At 71.1% G+C, this 25157-nt stretch carries 17 protein-coding genes; 7 read left to right on the plus strand and 10 right to left on the minus strand.

The features are described 5' to 3' along the window. The first annotated feature begins 160 nt into the window (after nt 1–160). Nucleotides 161–2002 (plus strand): hypothetical protein, encoded by a 1842-nt coding sequence (locus V1457_RS07945; protein WP_200067985.1) that lies wholly within the window; start codon nt 161–163, stop codon nt 2000–2002. A gap of 210 nt (nt 2003–2212) precedes the next feature. On the opposite strand, the gene V1457_RS07950 is transcribed toward V1457_RS07945, so the two are convergent. Continuing rightward, nucleotides 2213–2866: an HAD family phosphatase gene (locus V1457_RS07950; RefSeq protein WP_338601979.1), complete on the minus strand. Its 654-nt coding sequence runs from the start codon at nt 2864–2866 to the stop codon at nt 2213–2215. Nucleotides 2867–3127: 261 nt separating this feature from the next. Between V1457_RS07950 and V1457_RS07955 the strand changes: the two genes are divergently transcribed. Next, a complete protein-coding gene (locus V1457_RS07955) occupies nt 3128–4354 on the plus strand; it encodes an MFS transporter (protein ID WP_338601982.1) in 1227 nt (408 codons plus the stop codon). An 11-nt stretch (nt 4355–4365) separates the two neighbouring features. Here the strand turns inward: V1457_RS07955 and erm are convergent, their stop codons facing one another. Beyond that, nucleotides 4366–5109 (minus strand): 23S ribosomal RNA methyltransferase Erm, encoded by a 744-nt coding sequence (gene erm / locus V1457_RS07960; protein ID WP_338601985.1) that lies wholly within the window; start codon nt 5107–5109, stop codon nt 4366–4368. A gap of 539 nt (nt 5110–5648) precedes the next feature. On the opposite strand from erm, the gene V1457_RS07965 reads away from it, so the two are divergent. Beyond that, the gene (locus V1457_RS07965) at nt 5649–7643 is read left to right on the plus strand and encodes a PhoX family phosphatase (RefSeq protein ID WP_200067980.1); all 1995 of its coding nucleotides are present in this window, start codon (nt 5649–5651) and stop codon (nt 7641–7643) included. Between the two features lie 158 nt (nt 7644–7801). On the opposite strand, the gene V1457_RS07970 is transcribed toward V1457_RS07965, so the two are convergent. Beyond that, nucleotides 7802–9145, minus strand: a complete 1344-nt coding sequence (locus tag V1457_RS07970) for an MFS transporter (protein WP_200067979.1) — start codon at nt 9143–9145, stop codon at nt 7802–7804. A 102-nt stretch (nt 9146–9247) separates the two neighbouring features. On the opposite strand from V1457_RS07970, the gene V1457_RS07975 reads away from it, so the two are divergent. After that, nucleotides 9248–9925, plus strand: a complete 678-nt coding sequence (locus V1457_RS07975; protein ID WP_200067978.1) for an SDR family oxidoreductase — start codon at nt 9248–9250, stop codon at nt 9923–9925. Nucleotides 9926–10043: 118 nt separating this feature from the next. On the opposite strand, the gene V1457_RS07980 is transcribed toward V1457_RS07975, so the two are convergent. Further along, nucleotides 10044–10571: an OmpA family protein gene (locus V1457_RS07980; RefSeq protein ID WP_295148973.1), complete on the minus strand. Its 528-nt coding sequence runs from the start codon at nt 10569–10571 to the stop codon at nt 10044–10046. Between the two features lie 314 nt (nt 10572–10885). On the opposite strand from V1457_RS07980, the gene V1457_RS07985 reads away from it, so the two are divergent. Further along, on the plus strand, nt 10886–12730 hold the full coding sequence (locus tag V1457_RS07985) for an acyl-CoA dehydrogenase (protein ID WP_295148976.1): 1845 nt from the start codon (nt 10886–10888) through the stop codon (nt 12728–12730). 64 nt (nt 12731–12794) lie between these two features. On the opposite strand, the gene V1457_RS07990 is transcribed toward V1457_RS07985, so the two are convergent. The 5 genes from V1457_RS07990 to V1457_RS08010 form a co-directional block, all read right to left on the minus strand. Beyond that, a complete protein-coding gene (locus V1457_RS07990) occupies nt 12795–13829 on the minus strand; it encodes a zinc-dependent alcohol dehydrogenase family protein (RefSeq protein ID WP_200067975.1) in 1035 nt (344 codons plus the stop codon). A gap of 155 nt (nt 13830–13984) precedes the next feature. Further along, the gene (locus tag V1457_RS07995; protein WP_338601996.1) at nt 13985–16393 is read right to left on the minus strand and encodes a VanW family protein; all 2409 of its coding nucleotides are present in this window, start codon (nt 16391–16393) and stop codon (nt 13985–13987) included. A 216-nt stretch (nt 16394–16609) separates the two neighbouring features. Then, nucleotides 16610–16930 carry a co-chaperone GroES gene (locus V1457_RS08000; RefSeq protein ID WP_200067974.1) on the minus strand — a complete coding sequence of 107 codons (321 nt, stop codon included), beginning with the start codon at nt 16928–16930 and terminating at the stop codon, nt 16610–16612. Next, nucleotides 16927–18837, minus strand: coding sequence for an NHL domain-containing thioredoxin family protein (locus V1457_RS08005; RefSeq protein ID WP_338602001.1), 1911 nt, complete (start codon nt 18835–18837; stop codon nt 16927–16929). The genes V1457_RS08000 and V1457_RS08005 overlap by 4 nt, the downstream gene beginning before the upstream one ends. A 91-nt stretch (nt 18838–18928) precedes the next feature. Further along, nucleotides 18929–20731 carry a C69 family dipeptidase gene (locus tag V1457_RS08010; protein ID WP_338602004.1) on the minus strand — a complete coding sequence of 601 codons (1803 nt, stop codon included), beginning with the start codon at nt 20729–20731 and terminating at the stop codon, nt 18929–18931. 374 nt (nt 20732–21105) lie between these two features. Between V1457_RS08010 and V1457_RS08015 the strand changes: the two genes are divergently transcribed. Further along, entirely contained in the window at nt 21106–22209 is a 1104-nt protein-coding gene (locus V1457_RS08015) for a sulfite oxidase (protein WP_200067971.1), read from the plus strand. Between the two features lie 64 nt (nt 22210–22273). Here the strand turns inward: V1457_RS08015 and V1457_RS08020 are convergent, their stop codons facing one another. Continuing rightward, nucleotides 22274–23551: an acetyl-CoA C-acetyltransferase gene (locus V1457_RS08020; RefSeq protein ID WP_200067970.1), complete on the minus strand. Its 1278-nt coding sequence runs from the start codon at nt 23549–23551 to the stop codon at nt 22274–22276. A gap of 264 nt (nt 23552–23815) precedes the next feature. Here V1457_RS08020 and V1457_RS08025 point away from each other — a divergent pair, with 264 nt between their 5' ends. Further along, nucleotides 23816–25156: a 3-oxoacyl-ACP reductase gene (locus tag V1457_RS08025; protein WP_200067969.1), complete on the plus strand. Its 1341-nt coding sequence runs from the start codon at nt 23816–23818 to the stop codon at nt 25154–25156. Nucleotide 25157: the final 1 nt, after the last annotated feature.

Consider the following 25157-nt stretch of genomic DNA (forward strand, 5'->3'; position numbering starts at 1 on the left):
GCTGACTCGTCGGAGCAGCGGTTCGTTCGCCCGCCGTGCTGCACGTCGTGGCCGCCGATGACTCGATCCGGTTAGCACGCGGCAGGTGGTGGGTGCGGCCGACACGCCGATGCATCTTGTGCCCGAGTGATCACTGCGCGATGCCTACCCTCGATCACGAATGCACTGCGACGAAGGGTCGGCGATGCGCACCGTTTTCCTGCACGGCGAGGCGGACCGCTGCTCGGAGGCGGCTGCCGCGCTGTCCGAGCGGTTCGGGCCGCGCGCCGAGGCACCCGGTCTGATCACGGCGATGCTGCACGAGAAGGGCGTGCAGGACGGCCTGCTCACCCGGTGGACCGAGGCGGACGTGACCCGTTTCCTCGCCGACGTCGTGCCGCGCCGGATGGTGCTGCCGAACTGGTCGGCGGTGCCGCGGGTGCTGCACGAGTGGTTCGACTTCCTCGCTGCCGCGGGATTGCTGCTACCCGGCAGCGGCTCGCTGCGCGCGCTGCACGCGGCGGTTGATGCCGCGACTCCCGATTACCTCGATGCGATGGCCCGTCCCGCGAAGTGGGGAGCGGGCAAGTTCTGGGCGTCCGAAGCGCGCGAGCGCGGTGTGGACCCGGACGATCCGGTGGAGTTCGAGCGGTTCGTCGCCGAGGCGCGGGACGGTGCCGCGGGACTTGATCACGACCTGCTGCACGCGATCGAAGAGAAGCCGGAGCCGGCGGACGCGCCCGCGTACTGGTTGCCGCCGGTACGGGTCCCGGACTCGAACACGCCGGGTGCTGAGGCGGAGCGGGCTCCCGTCCTGGAACGCATGAAGCTGCTGCACGAGTGGGTCGGCGCGGGCCGGGCGCTGATCGCAGGTTCGGAGGACGGCCTCGATGAGCTGGCGGGCGCGCTCGGCACCGACCGGTTCACGGCGGGCCTGACGCTGGAGTGGGCGAAGCGGGCGCACCTGGTGCGAACGACCGGCGACCGCCTGGTGCGCACCGAGATCAGTGCCGCGTTGCTGGCGGAACCCGGGGTGCTGTGGTCCCGGCTGTGGGAGCTCTTCCTGCAGTTGGAGGACGTTCTCGGTGATGAACCGGAGTTCCCCGCCGGCGATGCCGGCTTGCTGCTGGATCTGGTGCAGGCGGTGCTGACCGCGCTGTATTCGGAGACCGAGGCGGTGCCGGTGGAGCAGGTGGTGAGCCTGGCCGTTCATGCGCTGGCGGACGAGGACGAGTTGACCCCGGAATATCGCCGCGCGGTGCACCGCGCGGTCGGCCGCGTACTCGACCAGTGGGCCGTGCTCGGCGTGGTGCGCTGCGAGCCGACCGAGCTGCCGGAGCGCCTGGAGCGCATCGCCGAGCTCGCCCCGGAAGGCGAGCCGGACCGGACCGTCGTGGAGCTGACGCCGCTGGGCGTGCGGGCCGCGCACGGTTCGCTGGAGGAGTTCGGTTTCGTCGTGCCGACGGTCGCCGGAATGGCGGCGCTGCCTGCGGAAGTCGTCGTGCTCGCGTTGCCGGGCAGTCCCGCGGACGTGGTCGAGGAGGTCGTGGGCGACTGGGTCGCCCGGCGCGGGCGGGCCGCGGCCAGTGCCGAACTGGCCGAGGTGCTGCGCCGGGTGGACGACCCGGAACTGCGGCTGGGGGCGCTGTGGCTGCTGGAGCACACCGGCCAGGAGGGCGTCGCGGAAGTGCTCGGCCTGCGCGAGGATCCGTTGTGCGGCGCGGCTGCGCGGATGTGGCTGCGGGTTCGGCCGGTGGAGACCGAGGTGGCGTTGCAGCACGGCGACGAACTGGCGGTCTCGCTGGACGCCATGGTGGTCACCGCGCAGGAGGATCCGGCCGCGTTCCTCGCGGATTTCCAGGCCCGCCCGGACCAGCTCGCCTTCGTCGACGAGCTCGCCCGCACCCGGCACGCCCGCGCGGACCTGCTGCTCGGCCTGCTCGCCCAGCAACATCCGGACCACCAGGTCTCCGCCGCTGCCCGCCGCCATCTCGCCCACCGCACCGCCGACGAACCCGCCTGAACAGCGGGCCGGTATACCCGAGCGCACGGTTTGACCGAGCGCGGTCGATGCGCACGAACCCGAGCGCAGTGGGCGCTCGGGCTGATCGGGCTGATCGGGCTGGCTCCGTTGTGGCGGCGGTACATGCTCTCCGGGATCGCGGACACCGTCGCGGCGGTAGAGCGCGAAGCGGCGATGTGACCGGCTATGCGCACGCCGTTGCTGCCGGCGTCAGCCGCGGGCGAGGTCGCGGAGGGCTTCGGGGAGTTCGCTGATGTCTCCGAGCACCCGGTACGCGCCGGCCAGGGCGTCCTCGGCGGGCGGGAAGTGCGCGTTCGGCACCGCGAACACGGTGGCGCCGGAAGCGGCGGCCGCGCGCAAGCCGTTGCTGGAGTCTTCGACGGCGACGGACTCCGCCGCCGAGACGTCGAGCCCTCGCGCAGCTTCCAGGTAGACGTCCGGGGCCGGTTTGCCTGCGCCGACCTCTTCGCTGGAGATCGTGTAGCCGACCGTGGCCCCGGCGCTTTCCAGGAAGGCCCGGATGATGCGCGGTGGTGCGGAGCTCGCGATCGCGGTCCGGTACTCGGCCGCGACCGTGCGCAGGGTTTCCGCCGCGCCCGGCAGTACCGGGGGATCGTTGCGGTAGACCTCGGCCATCCCGTCGATGACGGTCTCGGCGGCTTGCTCCGGCGTGAGCTGCGCCCCCAGTTCCGCCACCAGGTAGCGGGACCATTCCGGAGTGCTCATGCCCATCATGGCCTCGGTCGCGCCTTCGGCCCATCGACCACCGTGGGCGTCGACGGTTTCGCGGCGAATCCGATCCCAGAGGTGTTCGGAGTCGACGAGCACGCCGTCGAGGTCGAACAGCACAGCAGCAGGTTGCACACCTCGATCATAAGAGCCGCGCTGCACGACCGGTGCTTCGGCGAGGGATGTCCGTGCTGCCCCCGACGCAGCACGGACACCGCTGTTCGAGCGACCAGCTGACACCGCCGGTCTCGAACACCGTTGCTGCGTCGGGCGATTCGCGCAATGTGTGCCTGCTCATGCCCGCTGGTTCCGCAGCCACCTAAAAGTTAGCATGGCGAACGAAATTGTGGTGGATGTCCGTTCCACCCACATCGACCTGGCGAGGAGGCGCGGCCGATGAGCGGCGCGCACGACGTCCGGCTGCTGGACGTCTTCAAAGGCCAGCCCAAGGCCGTGTGGGTCACCGCGTTCGCCGCGGTGATCGCCTTCATGGGAATCGGGCTGGTCGATCCGATCCTGCTGTCCATCGCCGAGGCGCTGCACGCCGGGCCGGAGCAGGTGACCCTGCTGTTCTCCTCCTACCTGGGCGTGCAGGTCATCGCGATGCTGATCACCGGGGCGTTCAGCGCCCGGTTCGGTGCCAAGCGCACCGTCGTGACCGGCCTGGTGCTGATCGTGCTCGCCACCATCGCGTGCGCGGTCGCCGGTTCGATCGGGCAGCTCGTCGCGCTGCGCGCGGTGTGGGGACTGGGCAACGCCTTCTTCATCGCGACGGCGCTGTCGGTGATCGTCGGTGCGGCCAGCGGCGGGCAGCAGGCCGCGGTCCTGCTCTACGAGGCCGCGCTCGGCATCGGCCTGTCCACCGGCCCGCTGCTGGGAGCGCTGCTCGGCAACATCTCGTGGCGCGGACCGTTCGCGGGCACCGCGGTGCTGATGGCGATCGCGCTGATCCTCTCGGCCGGGTTCCTGCCCGCCGACGACAAGGACCCGTCGAAGCGGCAGCGGATCCGGCTGCTCGACCCGTTGCGCGCGCTCGGGCACGGCGGCCTGCTGCGCACCGCGGTCGGCTCGGCGTTCTACACCGCGGCGTTCTTCATCGTGCTGGCTTGGGCGCCGTTCGTGCTGGAGTTCGGCGCGATCGCGGTCGGGCTGGTGTTCTTCGGCTGGGGGCTGTGCGTGGCGGTGGCCGGGGTGACGCTGGCGCCGCGGCTGGCAGCGCGGTTCGGCGAGGCCGGCGGCACCGTGATCGCGGTGCTGATCTACGCGGTGCTGCTGTTCGCGATGGCGATCGGCACCAAGCCGGTCGTGGTGGTCGCGGTGATCCTCAGCGGTATCGCGTCCGGGCTGTTGAACACCCTGTTCACCGGCACGGCGATGAGCATCAGCAACGCGCCGCGGCCGGTGGCCAGCGCGGGCTACAACTTCTGCCGCTGGCTCGGCGGTGCCCTCGCGGCGACGCTGGTCGGCCACGTCGCGGAGTGGCTGGGTTCGCCGCACGCCCCGTTCGCGGTCGCCGCGGTGTCCTGCCTGGTCGCGGCCGCGCTGCTGGCGGTCGACCTGCGCAAGCGGCGCGATCCGCACCAGGTGCCCAGCGAGGCCGCTCTGGTCGGCGAGGAGTTCTGACCCGCGGACGCTCAGGAGGCCCGTCGCAGCTCCAGGTAGAGACGGCTCCACGACTCCGGTGTTAGATCTCGCGGCAACGACGCGGCCGGGAGCCAGCGCGGCACCCGGCCGTGGTTGCGGCGGACGATCTCGCCGATGCCGTGCCCACGTCCGGTGAACACCGCTTCCACGAAGTCCTGGAACGGTCCGCGTTCGGCGAACGGCAGCGCGGGGTCCGGCCTGCGGTCGATGCGCAGCAGACCACCGTCGACCGCGGGCCTCGGGTGGAAGGCACGCGCCGGAATCCGGTCGTGCAGCCGGAACTCGTACCACGGCGCCCACTGGGCGTTGAGCATCGAGCCGCCGACGCCGCGCTTTCGCGCCACGTCCCACTGCACCAGCAATACCGCGCGTCGCCAGGCCGGGGTGTCGAGCAGCCGCCGCGTCATGGCGGTGGTGAGCCCGTAAGGCAGGTTGCCGACGACGTCGAACGGGCCTGCCGGAAAGCGGAACCGCAGCATGTCGCAGCGCACGACGCGGACTCGGGACCACTTGCCGCGCAGTCGGGCCGCCCAGCGCGGGTCGAGTTCTACGGCGGTCACCGGGTGCCCGGTCGCGGCGAGCCGACCGGTCAGCGCGCCGCCGCCGGCGCCGAGTTCGACCAGCGGACGCCCGTCGCGCGGATCCAGCAGTTCCAGCACGCGCGCGGGCACCTGCGGGTCGATGAGGAAGTTCTGGCCGAGTTCGCGGCTCGCACGGGACGTGCGGGAAGGCATGGGTGCTCCAGCGTTCGCGGGACCGGGGAACACCGGGTCTCGCGTCGGCCGGGACGTGTGGCTGCGCGCGCGGCGGATGCCGATAGGCCCGCGGCGGCCGTGCTGAGCGGCTCAGCTGCGCCGCGCGGGTACGAGGCGGCGGAACACGCCCCGGGGACGGACCCGGGCGCGTGGCGGCTCACCGGAAAGCGGAAGTCCGGTGGTCGCTCAGCTGTTCCGCGGCCGGATGACGAACGCTGCACATGCCATGCCGGGCAAGCTAGCCGAGCCCGGACACCGGCGCGAACGAATTTTGCTCGCACTGCGTGTCCGGCCGGGAGCGTCGGAGCTACCGGATCGGCCGATTGCGGATTCGAATGCGCACCGCGCGTCATGAGTTCGGGCGCTGTTCACCTGACGGTCCAGGATTTCTCGCCTGCCCGGCATAGCGTTCGGATGTTCCCGACTGACCCCTGGAGGGCCGCTTGACTCCCCGATCGGACAGCGGGCGGGTCGTCCCGCTCCCACTCCTGTCCCACCACTCCGCGCGGCGTTCCGCCGTGACCTGCAAGTACCGCTGCGGCAACGCTTGCGCGCACGAGGCGCCGAACACTTCGGACAACGGCTACTTCGGTGACGTCGTGGAACGGGTGCTCAACCGCCGCGGCGCCCTCAAAGCAGGCGGCGTGCTGGCGCTCGCGGTCGGCGGCACCGCGCTGTCCGGGTCGGCCGGCGCGCTGTCCGGCACCGCGGCAGCGGCACCGGGCGAGTTCGCAGGCCGCGGCGTGCCCGGTACCGACTTCACCCCCGTCGCGCCGAACAAGGACGACCGGGTCACCGTCCCCGAGGGCTACCGGCAGGACATCGTGATCCGCTGGGGAGACCCGGTGCTGCCCGGCGCGCCCGAGTTCGACTTCCACCACCAGAACTCCGCGGCGCAGGAAAAGCAGTTCGGCTACAACAACGACTTCGCCGGGTTCGTCCCGCTGGACAGCACCGGCGAGCGCGGCCTGCTCGTGGTGAACCACGAGTACAGCACCGAGCCGCACATGTTCCCGGACTACGACGCCGAGAACCCCACCGAGGAGCACGCCCGGATCGCGTGGGCCGCGCACGGTCTTTCCGTGGTCGAGGTGACCCGCGAACCCGGCAAGGGGCTCACCCCGAAGATCGGCAAGTACAACCGCCGGATCACGCTGAACACCGAGTTCGAGGTTCGCGGCCCGGCCGCGGGCAGCGAGCACCTGAAGACCTCCGCGGACCCGACCGCCACCAAGGTCTTCGGCACTCAGAACAACTGCTCGGGCGGGGTCACTCCGTGGGGCACGATCCTGTCCGGCGAGGAGAACATCCACCAGTACTTCGCCAACTCGGACAAGGTCACCGACCCGGTCGCCAAGCAGCGCTACGAGCGCTACGCGATCGGCACCGGCGTCTCGGAGCGCAAGTGGGAGCGGTTCGACAAGCGCTGGGACGTCCCGCGGGAGCCGAACGAGCCGAACCGGTTCGGCTGGATCGTGGAGATCGACCCGAACGACCCGGAGTCCACCCCGATCAAGCACACCGCGCTGGGCCGGTTCAAGCACGAGGCCGCGACCATCCAGGTCGCCGACGACGGCCGGGTCGCGGCCTACCTGGGCGATGACGAGCGGTTCGAGTACGTCTACAAGTTCGTCTCGAACGGCCGGATCAAACCGGGCCGCAGCGCGCACGCGCGCAGGCACAACTCCGCGCTGCTCGACGACGGCACGCTCTACGTCGCCAAGTTCACCGGCAACAGCCCGGAGTCCGAGATCGACGGCTCCGGCAAGCTGCCCGCCGACGGCCACTTCGACGGTGCGGGCGAGTGGATCAAGCTGGCCAGCGGCGACGAGTCGTTCGTGCCCGGGTTCACCGCCGAAGAGGTCTACGTGTTCACCCGGCTCGCCGCCGACGCGGCCGGTGCCACCAAGATGGACCGGCCCGAGGACATGGAGCCGAACCCGGTCAACGGCCGCATCTACTGCGCGCTGACGAACAACTCCAACCGCGGCTCGGCGGGCAACGCCGGGCCGGACGAGGCGAATCCGCGCGTGGAGAACAAGCACGGGCACGTGCTGGAGGTCGACGACGACACCACCGGTACCCGGTTCGGCTGGAACCTGCTGCTGGTCTGCGGCGACCCGAACGATCCGGGCACCTACTTCGGCGGCTTCGACAAGAGCGCCGTCAGCCCGATCTCCTGCCCGGACAACGTCGCCTTCGACCGGTTCGGCAACCTGTGGATCACCACCGACGGCAACGAGCTCGGCTCCAACGACGGGTTGTTCGCGGTGCCGGTGGAAGGCCCGGAGCGCGGGCAGGTCAAGCAGTTCCTGACCGTTCCGGTCGGGGCCGAGACCTGCGGCCCGGTGATCCTCGAAGACCTGATCACGGTCAACGTGCAGCACCCCGGTGAGGACGCGGAGGACCCGCAGCACCCGACCTCGCACTGGCCGGACGGCGGCACTTCGGCGCCCCGGCCCGCGGTGGCGGTCGTCTACCGCGAAGACGGAGGCCGGATCGGCGTGCGCTGATCCGGCCCGGCGAGCGCGGGGGCCTTCCGAACCCGGGAGGCCCCCGTTGCGCTCTGGTTGGTCCCCGAATACGGGCTGAGCGGCCAACTCGCCGCGTGCGGGTCGGCACGTCGGCAGCGGGCCGGCTCTCCGAGACGGCCCGGCTCGTCGGGCGCGGGCTAGCTCTCCGCCGGCGATTCCTTCTCCGCGCCCCGCCCGGTCTGCGCGGGCGTCGCGCGCAGCGCGACCGCCACGAACGCCGCCGCGATCATGACCAGGCCGACGACCCACAACCCGGCCCGCTGCGATCCCGTCACGTCGCGCAGCGCACCGGTGACGTACGGCGCGGCGAACCCGCTGATGTTGCCCAGCGAGTTGATCAGCGCGATACCGCCCGCGGCAGCGGCCCCGGAAAGGAACGTGCTCGGCAACGCCCAGAACGTCGGAAGCGCCGCGCACACCCCCACCGCGCACACCGTCACCGCGATCATCGCCAGGATCGGGTTGCCCAGGTACAGCGCGATGGGAATGCACACCCCGCCGAGCAGCATCGGCAGCGCCACGTGCCAGACGCGCTCGCGGGTGCGGTCGCCGTGGGCGGCCCAGAACACCATCGCCACCGCGCCGATCACGTACGGCACCGCTGTGACCAGGCCGGACTGCACGGTGGAGAGCTTGGTGCCGTACTGCTGCTCGAAGCCGTCGATGATCGTCGGCAGGAAGAACCCGAGCGCGTAGAGCCCGTAGGAGATCCCGAAGTAGACGAACGCCAGCGCCGGGATCCGCGGGTGCGTCAGCGCCTTGCGCAGCGGCCAGTGGTGCGCCTGCTCCGTTTCGCGCCGCTCGGCCGCCAGCTGTTCGCCGAGCCATTCCCGTTCGCCCGCGGTGAGCCACTTGGCCTGCTCCGGGCGGTCGGTCAGGTAGAACCAGGTCGCCACGGCCAGCAGCATCGCGGGCACGCCTTCGACCAGGAACATGAACCGCCAGCCGGACAACCCGAACACCCCGTGCCCGGCGTCGATCAGCAGGCTGGACACGGTCGCGCCGATGGCGCTGGAGACCGGCACCGCGGTCATGAACAGCGCGACCGCCTTCGCCCGCTGCGCGGCCGGGAACCAGTAGGTCAGGTACAGGATGATGCCGGGGAAGAACCCGGCCTCGGCGATGCCCAGCAGGAACCGCAGCACGATCAGCCCGGTCGCGCTCGGCACGAACGCCATGATCGTGGCCAGCACACCCCAGGTGATCATGATCCGGGCCAGCCAGCGGCGCGCGCCGAACCGGTGCAACGCCAGGTTGCTCGGCACTTCCAGCACCAGGTAGCCGAGGAAGAAGATGCCCGAGGCGAGCCCGAACGCGGTGGCGGTCATGCCGAGTTCGTCGTTCATGCCGTTCGGACCGGCGAACCCGATGTTGACCCGGTCCAGGTAGTTGACGAAGTACAGCAGGCACAGGAAGGGCATCAGCCGGAGCGAGACCTTGCGCAGGACCCGGTTGCCGGCGGCGGCATCGGTGCTGTTCACCGGAACGTCCTATTCCGCACCGCTGACGCGGGTCAAGCCCGCCGCCCGCGAAGAGGTCCCCGGCACAGTGTGCGCGAACGTGCGACCGATACGATTCAGAACATGGCACAACGTCCGATTGCCCTGGTCACAGGCGCGTCCCGTGGAATCGGGGCCGCCGTCGCACGCTCCCTGGCCGAGACCCACGACGTGCTGCTGGGTGGCCGGGACGGCGGGGCGTTGCGGACCCTGGCGAGCCAGGTCGAAGGGGCGAAGCCGTGGCCGGTGGAGCTGACCGATTCCGCGTCGGTGGCCGACGCGGTCTCCGGCATCGATCGGCTGGACGTGCTGGTGCACAGCGCGGGCTTGGTCGAGCTCGGCCCGGTCTCCGATCTGCCGGTGGATTCGTGGCGTCGCACGTTCGAGCTGAACCTGTTCGCGGTCACCGAGCTGACCCGGCTGCTGCTGCCCGCGCTGCGGGCGGCGGAGGGCCACGTCGTGCTGGTCAACTCGGGATCCGGACTGTCCGCGAAGCCAAACTGGGGCTCCTACGCCGCCAGCAAGTTCGCGCTGCGGGCGTTCGCGGACACCCTGCGCGCCGAGGAAGCGGACGTGCGGGTGACCTCGGTCTTCCCGGGCCGGGTGGACACCGACATGCAGCGCGAGGTGCGCGTTTCCGAAGGCGGCGAGTACCAGCCGGAGCACTACCTGCGCCCGGAGTCCGTCGCCGCCCCGGTCGTTTCCGCGGTGCACGCCTCCCGCGACGCGCACCTCACCGAGATCGTCGTCCGCCCGTCCTGAGCACTTCTCGCTCGTAATAGCGAGCAGTCGATACTCACGCCTATTCATCGGCGCTACCGCATGAGCGCATGAAAAAGGGAGGGTGCCAGGGGCGCCCTCCCTTTTCGCTGCGCAGCGGCTACATGACCTGAATCTCGACCCGGCGATCGCTTTCCTGGTTCCCTTGCGCGGCACCTCGTCCGACGGCTTCGAGGCGCTCCGCGGGCACTCCGGCCTCCTTGAACTTGTCGGCGACGGCTTGCGCCCGCTGCTGGGACAATTCCTGGTCCTGCGGCTTCGGTGTGCCGGTGTTGGCGATGAACCCGGCGATGGTGAACCGCAGCTCCTGCGGGGCCGACTTGGCCAGCTCGGCCGCCTTGGTGGCGGTCTGCTTGCCCTGCTCGGTCAGGTTCGCGGTGTCCGGTTCGAAGGTGATCGGGCGCTGCTGCAGCGCCTGATCGATCTGCTGCTGCAGCGCCGCCTTCGCTGCTGCCGGGTCAGGCTTCGGGGGCTGCTGCTGTTGCTGCTGCTCGGGCGCCGGTGCTGCGGGTGGCACCTCGCCCTCTTGGCCCCCTTGGCCCTGCTGCTGTCCGCCGGAGCACCCGGCCACCAGCGCCGCGGCGAAAGCGATTCCGGCGACGGCGTTCGTGGCTTTGATTCGGTCCATGCCAACCTCCGCTGTCGGGAGCTCGCCGGACGTTCCGCCGGCGCGTCGTCCGACCGGTGGCCCCGTGCCACGGACCCGGACCGCCCGGCGAGCGGGGTGTGCTCCATTCCATTCCGAGCGGTCCGGTTGAGCAGGTCGAGCGACCCAGCGCAACGCGAACGTGTGATGTCCGCGATCGAACGTGAACCGATTTCGCCTCCCCGCCTCGACAGAAGTTACTGCTAAGTAATACGCTCGGGTTACCGACGAGTAAGGCCATGTCCGACACAAGCGGGGCCGGCTCGGACCACCAGTGCGCGCAGAGGGAGCCTCGAATGGGCCACTACAAGAGCAACATCCGCGACCTCGAATTCAACTTGTTCGAGGTGTTCAAGGTGCAGGACCGGCTCGGCACCGGCGCCTTCGAGCAGTCCGATGAGGACACCGTCCGCGGTGTGCTCACCGAGCTGAACACGCTGGCCACCGGCCCGCTCGCGGAGTCCTTCGAAGAGGGTGACCGCACCCCGGCCCAGTTCGACCCCAAGACCCACTCGGTGACGCTGCCCGAGGCGTTCAAGAAGTCCTACCAGCAGGTCATGGACGGCGAGTGGTGGCGGCTCGGGCTGCCCGACGAGCTCGGCGGCTACGGCATCCCGCCCACCGTCCAGTGGGCCTCGGCCGAGCTGATGCTCGGCGCCAACCCGGCGATCTTCATGTACATGGCCGGGCCGAACTTCGCGACGATCCTGTGGAACAACGGCACCGAGCAGCAGCGCCGCTGGGCTGAGCTGATGATCGAGCGCGGCTGGGGCGCCACGATGGTGCTGACCGAGCCGGACGCGGGCTCCGACGTGGGCGCCGGTCGCACCAAGGCCGTGCAGCAGGACGACGGCTCGTGGCACCTGGAGGGCGTGAAGCGGTTCATCACCTCCGCCGACCAGGACATGACCGAGAACATCATGCACCTGGTGCTGGCCCGCCCCGAAGGCGAAGGCATCGAGAACAAGCCCGGCACCAAGGGCCTGAGCCTGTTCCTGGTGCCGAAGTTCCACTTCGACGACCAGACCGGCGAGTCCGGTGCGCGCAACGGCGCCTACGTCACCAACGTCGAGCACAAGATGGGCCTGAACGCCTCGGCGACCTGCGAGCTGACCTTCGGCCAGCACGACGTCCCGGCCAAGGGCTGGCTGCTCGGCGAGGTGCACGACGGCATCGCCCAGATGTTCCAGGTCATCGAGTACGCGCGGATGATGGTCGGCACCAAGGCCATCGGCACGTTGTCCACCGGCTACCTCAACGCGCTGGAGTACGCCAAGGAGCGGGTGCAAAGCGCCGACCTGACCCGCACCACGGACAAGACCGCCCCGCGGGTCACGATCACCAACCACCCCGACGTGCGCCGGATCCTGATGCTGCAGAAGGCGTACGCGGAGGGGCTGCGCGCGGTGTACCTGTACACCTCGACCTACCAGGACCAGATCGCGCAGGGCAAGGCCACCGGTGCGGACGTCGCGCTGGCCGAGCAGGTCAACGACCTGCTGCTGCCGATCGTCAAGGGCGTGGGCTCGGAGCGGGCCTACGAGATGCTGACGCTGTCGCTGCAGACCCTCGGCGGCTCCGGCTACCTGCAGGACTACCCCATCGAGCAGTACATCCGGGACGCCAAGATCGACAGCCTGTACGAGGGCACCACGGCGATCCAGGCGCAGGACTTCTTCTTCCGCAAGATCGTGAAGAACAACGGCGCGGCGCTCGGGCACATCGCCGAGCAGGTGCAGCAGACGCTGCAGGCCGACGGCGCCGACGACCGGCTGAAGGAAGAGCGGGCGCTGGTCGCGCAGGCGCTGGACGACGCGCAGGCCACCCTCGGCGCGGTGTTCGGGTTCCTGACCTCCGCGCAGGAGGACGTCAACAACGTCTACAAGGTCGGCCAGCACGCGGTGACCGTGCTGATGAGCATGGGCGACCTGCTGATCGGCTGGCTGCTGCTGCGCCAGGCCGAGGTGGCCCAGGCCGCGCTGGACGGCGGCGCCTCCGCCAAGGACCAGCCCTACTACCAGGGCAAGGTCGCGGTGGCGCGGTTCTTCAGCAAGAACGTGCTGCCGGAGCTGGCCTCCCGGCGCAAGATCGTCGAGTCCGCCGACAACGCGATCATGGACCTGGACGAGGCCGCTTTCTGATCGTCCCGGACGAAACGAGGCGGGCGCCCCACACCGGGGCGCCCGCCTTTCTCGTCGGTGCGGGTCAGGGCCGCACGAGCGTCTTGAGCGACTCGCGGTCGGCCATCCTGCGGTAGCCCTCCGGGACGCCGTCCAGGTCGGTGGTGTGGTCGAACACCCGGCCCGGCTGGATCTTGCCGGAGAGCACGTCCGGCATCAGCTCCTCGATGTAGGCGCGGGCGGGGCACACGCCGCCGCCGAGCGCGACGTTGCGCATGAAGATCTCGCGCACGTCGACGCCCTCGCCGTCCTGCGGCACGCCGACGTAGCCGACGCCGCCGCCGTCCCGGGCCAAGCGCAGCGCCATGCTCAGCGAGTCGCCGGTTCCGACGCACTCCAGCACCGCGTGCGCGCCCTGTCCGCCGGTCAGCTCGCGCAGCCGCTCGACGCCCTCGGCGCCGCGTTCCGGGATCACGTCGGTGGCGCCGAACTCGCGGGCCAGATCGGTGCGGTCGGTGTGCCTGCCCATGATGACGATCCGCTCGGCACCGAGCCGGGACGCGGCCAGCACCCCGCTGACACCGACGGCGCCGTCACCGACGACGGCCACCGTGTCGCCCTTGCGCACCCCGGCGGAAACCGCGGCGTGGTGCCCGGTCGGGAACACGTCGGCGAGCGTCAGCAGCGAGGGCAGCAGCGCGTCGTCCGGCTCCACCGGCAGCTTCACCAGCGTGCCGTCCGCGACCGGTACGCGGACCGCCTCGCCCTGCGCCCCGTCGTTGCCGGGCGAGCCCCAGATACCGCCCTGCACGCACGAGGTGTGCAGCGAATCCCGGCAGAACTCGCATTCGCCGTCGGAGTAGGTGAACGGGGAAACGACCAGGTCGCCCCGTTGCAGACCGGTCACCGCGGAGCCGGTCTCCTCGACGACGCCGATGAACTCGTGGCCGATCCGCTGGCCCTGCTCGTCGGCGCCCATGCTCTTGTACGGCCACAGGTCGCTGCCGCACACGCAGGTCAGGCTCACCCGCACGATGGCGTCGGTCGGCTCGAGCAGCGCCGCGTCGGCGACCTGCTCCACGCGCACGTCCCCCGCACCGTGGATCACGGTGGCACGCATTCGGACACCTCCGGAATCGATTCGTCTTCCCCTGGTTCGACGTCCGGAGCGGATGCACGTATTTCGATCCGGGCATGTGGGAAGACTCACCGCAGCGCGAAAAGGCCGGCCCCCTTCCGCGCGGGAAGAGGGCCGGCCAGGTCGGTTCGCGCCGGTCAGGGCTTGGGCGGTGGCGGCCCGCAGTGGATGATCGGCTGCGGGTTGTACACCGTCTTGCTGGGCTTCTCGGTGGTCACCTTGCCCGTCTTGACGTCTCGCAGGGTGCGGGTGTCGGTGACGGTGAACCCGCCGGTGCCCTTGCTGGTGCTGCACGGCTGCCCCGGCGGGACGACCTTCTCGTGCGGCGGCTTCTCATCCGTGCGCGGACCGGTCTGCGAGGTCACGTCGTACTGCTTGGTGCCCCAGAACTGGATCTTGATCGAGGACGGCGTCCACTGCGTCGTGATCATGACCCCGCTGTTGAGGGTGTTCTTGAACTTCACGTCGATGACGCTGCTGCCGTCCGGGTTCTGGAACACCGTCGCCTCGCGACCCGGGGGGTAGCGGCTGATGTAGTAGCTGTGCTCCTTGTGCTCCACGTCCTTCACGCCTGCGAAGTAGGAGGCGTTGTAGAGCGTGGTGGCGAACTGCGAGATCCCGCCGCCGACGGCCTTCGCCGGGCGGCCGTCCTCGATGATCCCGGACTCGACGTAACCCTGCGGAACGCCGCGCGGGCCGGTGTGGCCGTTCAGGCTGAACGTCTCGCCCGGTTTGATGACCGCGCCGTTGACCTGCTCGGCGACCCGTCGGATGTTCGCCCCGGACGCAGGCTCGAACCCGCCGGTCTCGAACTCGCTGATGACCTCGCGGATGCCGAGCCCGTTGGCCTGCTCGGTGGTGAACGGCGGCGGCTGCTGCTGGTAGATCGCCTGGACGCTGCGACCGTCCCGCTTCTTGTAGACCTCCAGCAGCTTCTCGAAGCTCTTGTTCCAGTCCACCCCGCGGCCCTCCGCGGACGGGCGGACCACCGGTTTGCCGCCTTCGAGCACGATCTGGGCGTCCTGGCCTGGCTTGATCGTGTCGCGCAGCTGCGGTTCCACCCCGCCGACCACGGCCGGAACGTCCACGCCGGCGCGCAGGCCGCCGTCGCCGTCCGGTTCGAAGCGCAGCGAGGCGGCGATGGTCTCCGGGGAGATCGCGGCGTCGTGCCCCTCACCGCGAACGGTCACCGGACCGGACACCGCGGGCTGCGCGACCTCGCGCAGCGCCTGCTGCACACCTTCCTTGGTGGTGGTCACCGGCTGCTCGGAGTACGGGATCCGCACCGGGCCGTTGATCGCCCACTTCGACAGCACCACGTCGGTCGCCGACGAGAGGTCGACCGTGCGGCCCGTGACCGGGTCCACCGGCACCGGAGTCGCGCCCTCGAAGCGGATGGTGCCCTCCGCGGGCGCGCGGTCCAGCTGCGGTTTCACCTGTTCCAGGGCCTGGCGGACCTGAGCGCGGTCGGCCGAGCTGGCGGGGGTGATCTCGCGTTCGGTGAACAGCGAGGTGATCCGGGTGATCGGGTTCAGCGGCTGCGAACCGGCGCGTTCGACGGTCTCGCCCCAGTCCATCCGCAGCCCGGCGTCGTCCGGCGAAAGGCTCGCCTGGGTCTCCCCGGTGGTCAGCCGGATCGGTTCGTGCAGGCCGGCTTCCAGCTGGTTCTTGAGCTTGCGCTCGGCGGCGGTCTTGCTCATCCCGCCGATCTGCACGTCGGCGACGGTGGTGCCGCGCGGCACGCTGCCGCTGCTGAAGAACAGATCACCGAGGTAGAGCAGTGCCAGCGCACCGACCGCGATGCCCGCGCCGATGCCCGCGCGCACCAAGCGGCTGCGGTTCTGCGGGCGCGGCTTCGGGCCTTCCGGTGGGTCCGCGGAGAAACCGCCGACGCCGCCGGCGAACGACCAGGTCGGCTGCTCCTGCGGCTGGACCCGCGGGATGGTGTCGGTGCGTTCGGTGTCGTGCTCGGGGAACCGCGCGGTCTGCTGCTGCGAGCTTCCGCCGATGATGCCGATGAAGTCCGTCGGTGAGGCGTAGGTCTGCTCGGTGGCCGCGGCCGGTTCGGTGCCGGGCACCGGAGGGATCGTCGCGGTGCGCTCGGCGTCGGACTCCGGCGGTTGCTCACCGGAGGCGCCGGAAGCCGCGGTCGTCCCGGTGCCGTCGATCCGTTCCGTGCCCTCGGACTGCGCGCCGGACTGCGAGATGGGGCGGGTGCCCTGCTCGGTCAGCTCGCCCGCGAGCTGCCCGTGCTGCGATTCCGCGGTGGTTGATCCGGTCGGCGGAGCCTGGGCGGATTCGGCGTGATCGGCTTCAGCCGTGCCGGTTTGTCCGGTCCGGCCCGATTGCTCCGCTTGGCCGGACTGCTCGGCGGCGAGCCTCCCCGCCGAGATGCGGGTGGTCCGCTCGCCCGCGGACTCCGGCGAGGTCGCTTCCCGGTCGGTGCCGGTCGTGTCGCCGGAGCCGGATTCCTTCTCGGCCGGGCCCGGCCGGTCCGAACCCCGATGCGGGTCGTCGTCCGGCGGGACGTCGTAGTTTTCCGGCACCGCTTCCCCTTCATCGTCTGGTCGTGCGGCGGGATGCACAGCGAACAGGCGTCGGGCCCAGCCCGTCAAGAACGCCCAGCCCGTCAAGAACGCCAGCCCGTCAAGAACGCCGGTCGGCGCACCGGACCGGTCGCGGCCACCGGGACTCCCAGCCACCGGACTCCCAGCCACCGGGCCTCCCGGTGACCCCGAAGCAGGGCCGAGGTCAGCGCGCGATCACAGGTACAGGCCGGTGCCCTGCTCGGTCTGCTCGCTGGCCACGGCGTGCAGGTCTCGCTCCCGCATCACCAGGTAGGACTGGCCCTGCACCTCGACCTCGAACTGCTCCTCGGGGTTGAACAGCACCTGGTCGCCGACCTTGACGGCCCGCACGTGGCTGCCCACCCCGAAGACCTCGCCCCAGAGGAGCCGCTTGGCCATCTGGGCGGTCGCCGGAATCACGATGCCGCCGCTGCTGCGACGTTCCCCGGATTCCGCAGAGACCCGCACCATGACCCGGTCATGCAGCATCTGGATCTCAAGCTTGGCATCGGTCACTCGAAAAGTTTACGACCCGGCCCACCGAAGCCTTCCGAGCGGGGAGCCCCCCAGGAACCGGCGTCCATCCCGCCCATGATCAATGGCAGCCGGTCCGGGCCGGAGCCGCCGACCCGCACCGGAACTCCCCAGTCCTGCCTGGTCAGGTGGCAGGTCGGGTGCTCCACCCCCGGATCGTCGGTGCAACTGGCGGCCTGCGCGACGACGTGCAGCACGCCGTGCTCGACGTCGTCGGCGAGCACCAGCCGCCGGGTCAGGTCCGTCCCCGTGCCCGCGCCTTCGACCAGCAGCTCCGCCGGTGACGCGGTGATCTCCAGCCGGGTGGACGGGCCGTAGCGCTCGTCGAGCTTGCTGCCCGGCGGCGGGGTGAACACCACCGCCAGCTCCACCGAGCCCGGCGCGACATCGGTCGCGGGGCGCGTGACCTGCTGCGACGCGCCTTCGATGAGCCGATCGGAGACGCCGGGCGGCACCGGGCGCTCCAGCTTGTGCGCGGCCGAGGCGACCACCACGAGCTCGCCGTCGACCAGCGTCGCCCCGGAAGGTTCGGCCAGGTGCGTGGCCAACGTGGAGACCTCGTCCGATGCCGGATCGTAACGTCGCACCGCGCCGTTGTAGGTGTCGCAGACCGCGACCGAACCGTCCGGCAGCGCCGCGACGCCCAGCGGGTGCTGGAACAACGCGCCATCGGCGGGACCGTCCGCGTGCCCGAAGTCGAACAGCCCGCGGCCGACCGCGGTGCGCACCGCGAACCCGTCCCCGTCCGGCTCGATCCAGCGCAGCGCCGAGGTCTCCGAGTCGGCCAGCCACAGCCGCTCACCGCCGTCGGCGAGCCCGGACGGCTGGGCGAAGAACGCCTCCGGCGCCGCGCCGTCCCGCAGCCCTTCGACGGTGGTGCCCGCCAGCCTGCGCAGCTTCCCGCCGGTCGGGTCGAACAGGCCGAGCGTGTGGTTGCCCGCCATCGCGATCACCACACCGCCTGCGGGCTCCCACCAAGCGACGTCCCACGGGCTGGTGAGGGGGATGTCCAGCGCAGGTCCGCCGTCCTCGCCGTCGCGCCACTGCTGTCCCGTGCCCGCGATGGTGGTCACCGCGCCGTCCGCGAGCCGCACCCCGCGCAGCAGGTGGTTGGCGGTGTCGGCCACCACCAGGTCGTAGCCCGCCGCGGCGGCGACGTCCTTCGGCAGCACCGCGAGCCCGGACGGCTCGGCGAACGAAGCGTCCTGCGCTTCGCCATCGGCACGGCCTCGAGCACCACTGCCGATGCGCCGCAGCACCGTCTCACCGTCCTCGGCGAACTCCACCAGCGAATGGTTGGCCGAGTCGGCGACCAGGATCGTGCCCGGTCCGGACACCGCCTTCGCCGGGAACCGCAACGTCGTCGCCGCGGTCCGCGGCGGCACGTACGGGCCGTCGCCGCGGTGCAGCGTGCCCTTCTCGTCGTGTTCGGCCACGATTTCGCCGATGACGCTGCGCAACGCCTCGACGTGCCCCTCACCTGCGGCGACGTGCACGAGGTAGCCTTCGGGGTCGATCACGGCCAGCGTCGGCCACGCCTTGACCGCGTAGTTGCGCCAGGTGCTCAGCTCCGGGTCGTCGAGCACCGGGTGCCGTACCTCGTAGCGCTCCACGGCCGCGGCCAGCGCGTCCGGGTCCGCCTCGTGCTCGAACTTCGGCGAGTGCACGCCGACCACGACCAGCTCGTCGCCGAACTCCTCCTCCAGCGGCCGCAGCTCGTCGATCACGTGCAGGCAGTTGATGCAGCAGAAGGTCCAGAAGTCCAGCAGCACGACCTTCCCGCGCAGCTCGCCGAGCTGGACCTCCCGGCCGCCGGTGTTCAACCACTCCCGGCCGGTCAGCTCCGGCGCGCGGACACGGGTTCTGGGCTTCTGCTGCGCGATGCTCACGCCCGGGCAACAACACCGCTCGATGAAGCTGTTCCCGCTCGCCGGTGATCCGAGGCGCTTCCCACTTCACGGGATGCCGCGCGGCGCGAAGTCATCTCCAGCGCCGGGCGAACAGCGTGATCAGCACGCCTGCGAGCAGCCCGCCCAGCGCGGCGCCCGCGAGCGGCAGCCACCCGAAGCGGCCCTCGGCGGAAGGTTGCGCGCGGAGGTCCGGCACGTTCGCCGGATCGCCCACCTGGCCTTTCCGGTCGACCGTCGTGCCGTCGGCCCAGCCGTTGCCCATGTCGCAGGTGATCCGGTCCCGGGCCGCGACGGCATCCGCGGGCAGCGACATGTCCATGCTGCCCGGTCCCGCGGTGGTTCCCGGCGGTACGTCGACGCGCGGCGGGCGGATGCCGAACCGGGCCTTCGTCTCGGCTTCCACCTCGTCGAGCAGGTGCTCGGTGAGATCCACGCCCCGCAGCGCCCGGCGGTTGCTCCAGCCGGTCAGCAGCGCCCGAGCCTGCTCGGCGCGCCCGGCGCGGTAGGCGTCGGCGGCGCGCCGCTGCACGTCACCGATCTCGTGGAGCGTCTCGGCCTCGAACCCCTCGTAGGTCTTGGTGACCCGGTCCAGGAACACCTCCGGCCGATCGCAGGTGTAGTACATGAGGCGCTTGGACAGGTGGGTCGCCGAGCGGGTCGCCTCCTGCGCCGCGAACTCCGGGTTCAGGTAGTCCTGCGCCGCACCAGCGGTGAGGTAGCGGTGCTGGGCGTACTCCGGCGGCACCGCCGTCGCGCCGATGTGGAACGGGATGTACGGCGCGGTCACCGCAGCCGTGTTCGCCACCCACAGCGTCGCCAGCTCCGGGTTCGGCAGGTCCGCGCGCAGCTGCGCCACCTGCCCGTAGCCGGAGCGGTCGTCGGACCACCGCGGATCCCGCACCATGCGCTGCATGTCCACCAGGGACACGTCGCCGAGCCTGCGCAGCTCGGACTCCAGCGTCGGCGGATGCCGCCACGGCGCCTCGTCGCGCGGCGCGGACTTGCCGGGGTGGCCGGGGAACGGCGTGCCGTAGACCTCTTGCAGGTTGAACGGCTTCCCGCTCGCCGGGTTCCACCAGCCCTGCCGCACCGCGAAGTCCACCAGGTTCGGCGAGCCGCGGAAGTCCGGGTTCCCGGGTGCGGCCGGGAAATCGCCGATGTAGCCCGGGTAGGACACCCGGACGTCGTCCGGCCCGAGCCGTTCCGCGGCCCACAGGCCCTGACCGCCTGCGTACTCGACGAACACCCAGCCCTCGTTCGCGTCGGCGAACAGGTGCGAGTTGCCGCCGTAGGTGGTGTAGCCGTGCTCGTCGATCAACCGCCCGAGGATGTCGACCGCTTCGCGCGCCGAGTGCGCCCGCTCCATCGCGATCCGGGACAGGTCGCTGTAGTTCGGGCCGGTCTGGCCGGGCGGGGTCATCGCCACCAGCTCCGGGCGGGAGTCCGACCAGACGTCGCGAGCGGCCACGCCGTGCTCGTTCAGACCGCCGTTGGTCAGCGGGGCGGGGAAACCGGAGAACTCGGAGTAGTTCGAGGTGAGGTACTTCGCGGTCTCGGTCGCCTGCGGGATCCGGGTGAGCCTGCCGGGCAGGTCGGCCTCCGCGGTGGCGCCGACGGTGATCGTCGAGCCCGGCGGGTGCCTCCGGTGCGGCACGATCTCCAGCCAGTGGCTGGACGGCTCGTGCCCGAAACCGCCGAGCAGCGTCGAGCCGCTCTCGGTGCGGTTCTTGCCCACGTAGAAGGCGATGCTCTTGTCCGCGCTCGGATGTTGCGCCCGCCGGGGTGCCTGCGCGTCCGCCGGTGCCGCGTGGGTGGGGGTCGCCGCCGCTGCGACGAGAACCGCCAAGGCGAGGGCGTGCCGCGGCCGGGGCATGGGACCTCCTGCGCTTCGAGGGCAGGAGTCGTTGATAGATCATCCCGCTGCGCAAGACCAGCGGGAACGGCCCGGAAATTGGAAATCCCCGCGGTGCTGCCAGGTCGGGGGTCCGACAGCACCGCGGGGTCACCATGCATATCGCCGGGCCCCCGGGCGTTGTTACACACCGCCCGCACTGTGCTTTAAGTCACCGCGGGTGGGTGACGAAACGGGCCTCCGCGCGTGTGGATGTGGGCTGCTGACCAGCACATATCGTCATCACATCGGAATCGCCGCGGCTTCGGCCGAACGGCGCGGCCGCGGCGACCTCACCCGCGTGCCGCCGAGTGGACGAGTGTTCCCACCCGCGCGCGAACCGCATCCTGGTAGCCATGGACGCACAGCTTGCCGATGTCAGCTTGCCTTCCCGGCTCGCCGATCAGGACGAAGGCATCAGCCAGGAGGAACTCGCGCTGGCCGCGCGCAACCACGGCATCATGCTCGAGGCGCTGCGCTACGACGTCACCCCGATCGGCCTGCACTACCTGCTCACGCACTACGACATGCCCGCGCTGGACCCGGCGACGTGGCGGCTGGCGGTGACCGGGGCGGTCTCCCGAAGGCTCGAGCTCACCCTCGACGAGCTGCGCTCGCGGCCCGCCCGCACGGTGCGGGTCACGATGGAGTGCGCGGGCAACGGCCGCGCCCGGATGCACCCGCGCCCGATCAGCCAGCCGTGGCTGGTGGAGGCGGTCGGCACCGCGGAGTGGACCGGGGTGCCGCTGCGCGACGTGCTGGAATCCGCGGGCGTGCGGCCTTCGGCGGCCGAGGTCGTGTTCACCGGTGCCGATCACGGCGTGGAGCGCGGTGTGGAGCAGGACTACCAGCGCGGCCTGCCGCTCGACGAGGCGCTGGGCGAAGAGGTGCTGCTGGCCTACGAGATGAACGGGCAGCCGTTGCCGCCGCAGCACGGTCATCCGGTGCGCCTGGTCGTTCCCGGCTGGTACGGCATGACGAACGTGAAGTGGTTGCAGGAGATCTCGGTGGTCGAGGAGCCGTTCCGCGGTTTCCAGCACCGCGCGTACCGCTACCGGCAGTCCCCGGACGATCCCGGCGAGCCCGCGACCCGCATGGTGCCGCGCTCGCTGATCGAGCCGCCGGGCTTCCCGGACTTCATGTCCCGCGCGCGGGTGGTGCGCCCAGGTGAGCTCGAGCTGCGCGGTCGCGCCTGGTCCGGGCACGCGCCGATCGACCGGGTGGAGGTCAGCACCGACGGCGGCCGCAACTGGGCGGAAGCCGAACTCGACGCCGACCGGCCGCGCTGGTCGTGGCGCGGCTGGCGCAGCAGGTGGCGGGCCGAGCCCGGCTCGCACGTGCTGGCCGCCCGCGCGACCGACGCCGACGGGAACGTCCAGCCGACCGGCCAGTCCTGGAACCGCGGCGGCTTCGGCAACAACCTGGTGCACACCGTCCCGGTCAGCTGCATCCCCGAGTGATCCGGCGAGTGAGCGGACCGTTCTTGGCGGTCCAGCGGTCCGCTCACCCTCGAGCGAACCGGGATCAGCGCTCCAGGATCGCGGTGACGCCCTGCCCGCCGGCGGCGCAGATGGAGATCAGCCCGCGGCCCGAGCCCTGCTCGGACAGCAGCTTCGACAGCGTCGCCACGATCCGCCCGCCGGTCGCGGCGAACGGGTGCCCGGCGGCCAGCGACGAGCCGTTCACGTTCAGCTTCGCGGTGTCCACGCCGCCCAGCGGCGCGTCCAGGCCGAGGCGGTTCTTGCAGAACTCCGGGTCCTGCCACGCCTGCAGCGTGGCCAGCACCTGCGAGGCGAACGCCTCGTGCACCTCGTAGAAGTCGAACTCGCCCAGGCCGATGCCGTTGCGCTGCAACAACTTCGGCACCGCGTAGGCGGGCGCCATCAGCAGGCCCTCGTCGCCGCTGACGTGGTCCACCGCGGCGGGCAGCACGTCGCTGAGGTAGGCCAGCACCGGCAGCTTGTGCGCCTTCGCCCACTCCTCGCTGGCCAGCAGCACGGTGGAGGCGCCGTCGGTGAGCGGGGTCGAGTTGCCCGCCGTCATGGTCGCGCCCTCGCCCTTGCCGAACACCGGCTTCAGCTTCGCCAGCTTTTCCGGGGTGCTGTCGGCACGCATGTTCTGGTCCTCGGCCACGCCCTGGAACGGCGTGACCAGGTCGTCGAAGAACCCGCGCTCGTAGGCGGCGGCGAGCCGCTGGTGGCTGCGCGCGGCCAGCTCGTCCTGCGCCTCCCGGGAGATCTCCCAGGCCAGCGCGGTCTTCGCGGCGTGCTCTCCCATGGAAAGTCCGGTGCGCGGCTCGGAGTTCTGCGGGATCTCCGGCACCACGTGCTGCGGGCGCACGCCGGTCAGCGCCTTGAGCCTGCCGCCGAAGCTCTTCGCGTGGTTGGCCGCCAGCAGCACCCGGCGCAGGTCGTCGTTGAGCGCGATCGGCGCGTCGCTGGCCGAGTCCACGCCACCTGCGATGCCCGACTCGAGCTGGCCCAGCGCGATCTTGTTGGCCACCGAGACCACCGACTCCAGCCCGGTCGCGCACGCCATCTGCACGTCGTGGGCGGGGGTGCGCGGGTCGAGCCGGGAGCCGAGCACGGTTTCGCGGGCGAGGTTGAAGTCGCGGCTGTGCTTGAGCACCGCGCCCGCGACGAACTCGCCCAGCTGCTCGCCCTGCAGTCCGAAGCGGGCCAGCAGCCCGTCCAGCGCTGCGGTGAGCATGTCCTGGTTGGAGGCCCGCGTGTAGCGGCCGCCGGAACGCGCGAAGGGGATCCGGTTGCCGCCGACGATCGCTACGCGGCGAGTGGTGGACATGCTGGACTCCTTCGTTTGAGGACCGTCGGTCCGGGTTCGTTTCGAGGACCGTCGGTCCGGGTGCGTTCGAGGACCGTCGGTCCGGCGTGCGGCTGGGGTCGGCCGCTGTACTGGGATTCCGGGATCGCGGGTCTGGTGCGCACCCCGGTGACGCACTAACCTACCCGCGGGTAGGTTAGTCGTCGAGCAGGATCACCGCGCGACGGCCCCTGGCCCGTTTCCGCGCACGAATCCATCCGACAACCTGCCTGCACGGGAGTACGCATGCCCGATCGGTACCAGCAGTTCACCTCGACCGCGTTCGGCCGCTCGCTCGCAAAGCGCCTCGGCCTGCCCACGCCTGCCCCGCTGCGAAGGCACCGGTCCGGTGATCCCGTCGTCAGCGGCACGGTGCGCACCGGGGCGGCGAAGGGTTCGCGGCTGACCGATTCCGTGGCGGCAACGCTCACCGGCGCGCACGCCGAGGTCGAGTCCGGTGAGCCGCAGGAGGACGCGCGGTACGCCGCGCTGATCTTCGACGCCACCGGCATCACCGGCAGCGACCAGCTGCACCAGCTGCGCGACTTCTTCGGCCCGCTGATCCGGCAGGTCGGCGGCTGCGGCCGCGTCATCGTGCTCGGCACCCCGCCGGAGGAGACCACCTCCGCCGGTGAGCGGGTCGCGCAACGCGCGCTGGAAGGCTTCATGCGCACCGTCGGCAAGGAGCTCAAGCGCGGCGCCACCGCGCAGCTGGTCTACGTCTCCGAAGGTGCCGAGGCCGCGCTGGACTCGACGCTGAGCTTCCTGCTCTCGCCGAAGTCCGCGTTCGTGTCCGGCCAGGTCATCCGGGTCGGTTCCGCGGACGCGCCCAAGGTCGACCGGCAGCACCCGCTGCGGGACAAGGTCGCGCTGGTCACCGGCGCCTCGCGGGGCATCGGCGAGTCGATCGCGGAAACCCTCGCCCGCGACGGCGCGCACGTGGTCTGCCTGGACGTGCCCGCCCAAGGCGAGGACCTGGCCAGGGTCGCCAACCGCATCGGCGGGTCCACCCTGCAGCTCGACATCACCGCCGAGGACGCGCCGCAGCGCATCGCCGAGCACTTCACCGAACGCCACGACGGGCTCGACATCGTGGTGCACAACGCGGGCATCACCCGGGACAAGACGCTCGGGCGCATGGACGAGGGCAAGTGGGACTCGGTGCTGGCGGTGAACCTCACCGCCCAGGAACGCATCAACGAGGCGCTGCTGCGGGAGGACTCGCCGCTGCGCTCCGGCGGCCGGCTGATCGGTGTCGCTTCGATCAGCGGCATCGCGGGCAACGTCGGGCAGGCGAACTACTCGACGTCGAAGGCGGGCGTGATCGGCCTGGTGCAGGCGTCGGCGCCGACCGCGGCCCGCCGCGGCGTCACGATCAACGCCGTCGCGCCCGGGTTCATCGAGACCAAGATGACCGCGGCCGTGCCGCTGTTCATCCGCGAGGCCGGGCGGTTGATGAGCAGCCTGCAGCAGGGCGGGCTGCCGGTCGACGTCGCCGAAACGATCGCCTGGTACGCCAGCCCCGCATCGGCGGGCGTGAACGGCAACGTCGTGCGGGTCTGCGGCCAGAGCCTGTTGGGGGCGTGAG

The organism is Saccharopolyspora sp. SCSIO 74807, from assembly GCF_037023755.1.
Classification (GTDB): domain Bacteria; phylum Actinomycetota; class Actinomycetes; order Mycobacteriales; family Pseudonocardiaceae; genus Saccharopolyspora_C; species Saccharopolyspora_C galaxeae.

Bases quoted from the DNA above. Each gene is read 5' to 3' on its own strand.
- V1457_RS08010 (WP_338602004.1), bottom strand. From the start codon at position 20,731: ATGCCCCGGCCGCGGCACGCCCTCGCCTTGGCGGTTCTCGTCGCAGCG.
- V1457_RS07955 (WP_338601982.1), top strand. From the start codon at position 3,128: ATGAGCGGCGCGCACGACGTCCGGCTGCTGGACGTCTTCAAAGGCCAG.
- V1457_RS07985 (WP_295148976.1), top strand. From the start codon at position 10,886: ATGGGCCACTACAAGAGCAACATCCGCGACCTCGAATTCAACTTGTTC.
- V1457_RS08025 (WP_200067969.1), top strand. From the start codon at position 23,816: ATGCCCGATCGGTACCAGCAGTTCACCTCGACCGCGTTCGGCCGCTCG.
- V1457_RS08020 (WP_200067970.1), bottom strand. From the start codon at position 23,551: ATGTCCACCACTCGCCGCGTAGCGATCGTCGGCGGCAACCGGATCCCC.
- V1457_RS07945 (WP_200067985.1), top strand. From the start codon at position 161: ATGCACTGCGACGAAGGGTCGGCGATGCGCACCGTTTTCCTGCACGGC.
- V1457_RS07990 (WP_200067975.1), bottom strand. From the start codon at position 13,829: ATGCGTGCCACCGTGATCCACGGTGCGGGGGACGTGCGCGTGGAGCAG.
- erm (WP_338601985.1), bottom strand. From the start codon at position 5,109: ATGCCTTCCCGCACGTCCCGTGCGAGCCGCGAACTCGGCCAGAACTTC.
- V1457_RS07975 (WP_200067978.1), top strand. From the start codon at position 9,248: ATGGCACAACGTCCGATTGCCCTGGTCACAGGCGCGTCCCGTGGAATC.
- V1457_RS07980 (WP_295148973.1), bottom strand. From the start codon at position 10,571: ATGGACCGAATCAAAGCCACGAACGCCGTCGCCGGAATCGCTTTCGCC.
- V1457_RS08015 (WP_200067971.1), top strand. From the start codon at position 21,106: ATGGACGCACAGCTTGCCGATGTCAGCTTGCCTTCCCGGCTCGCCGAT.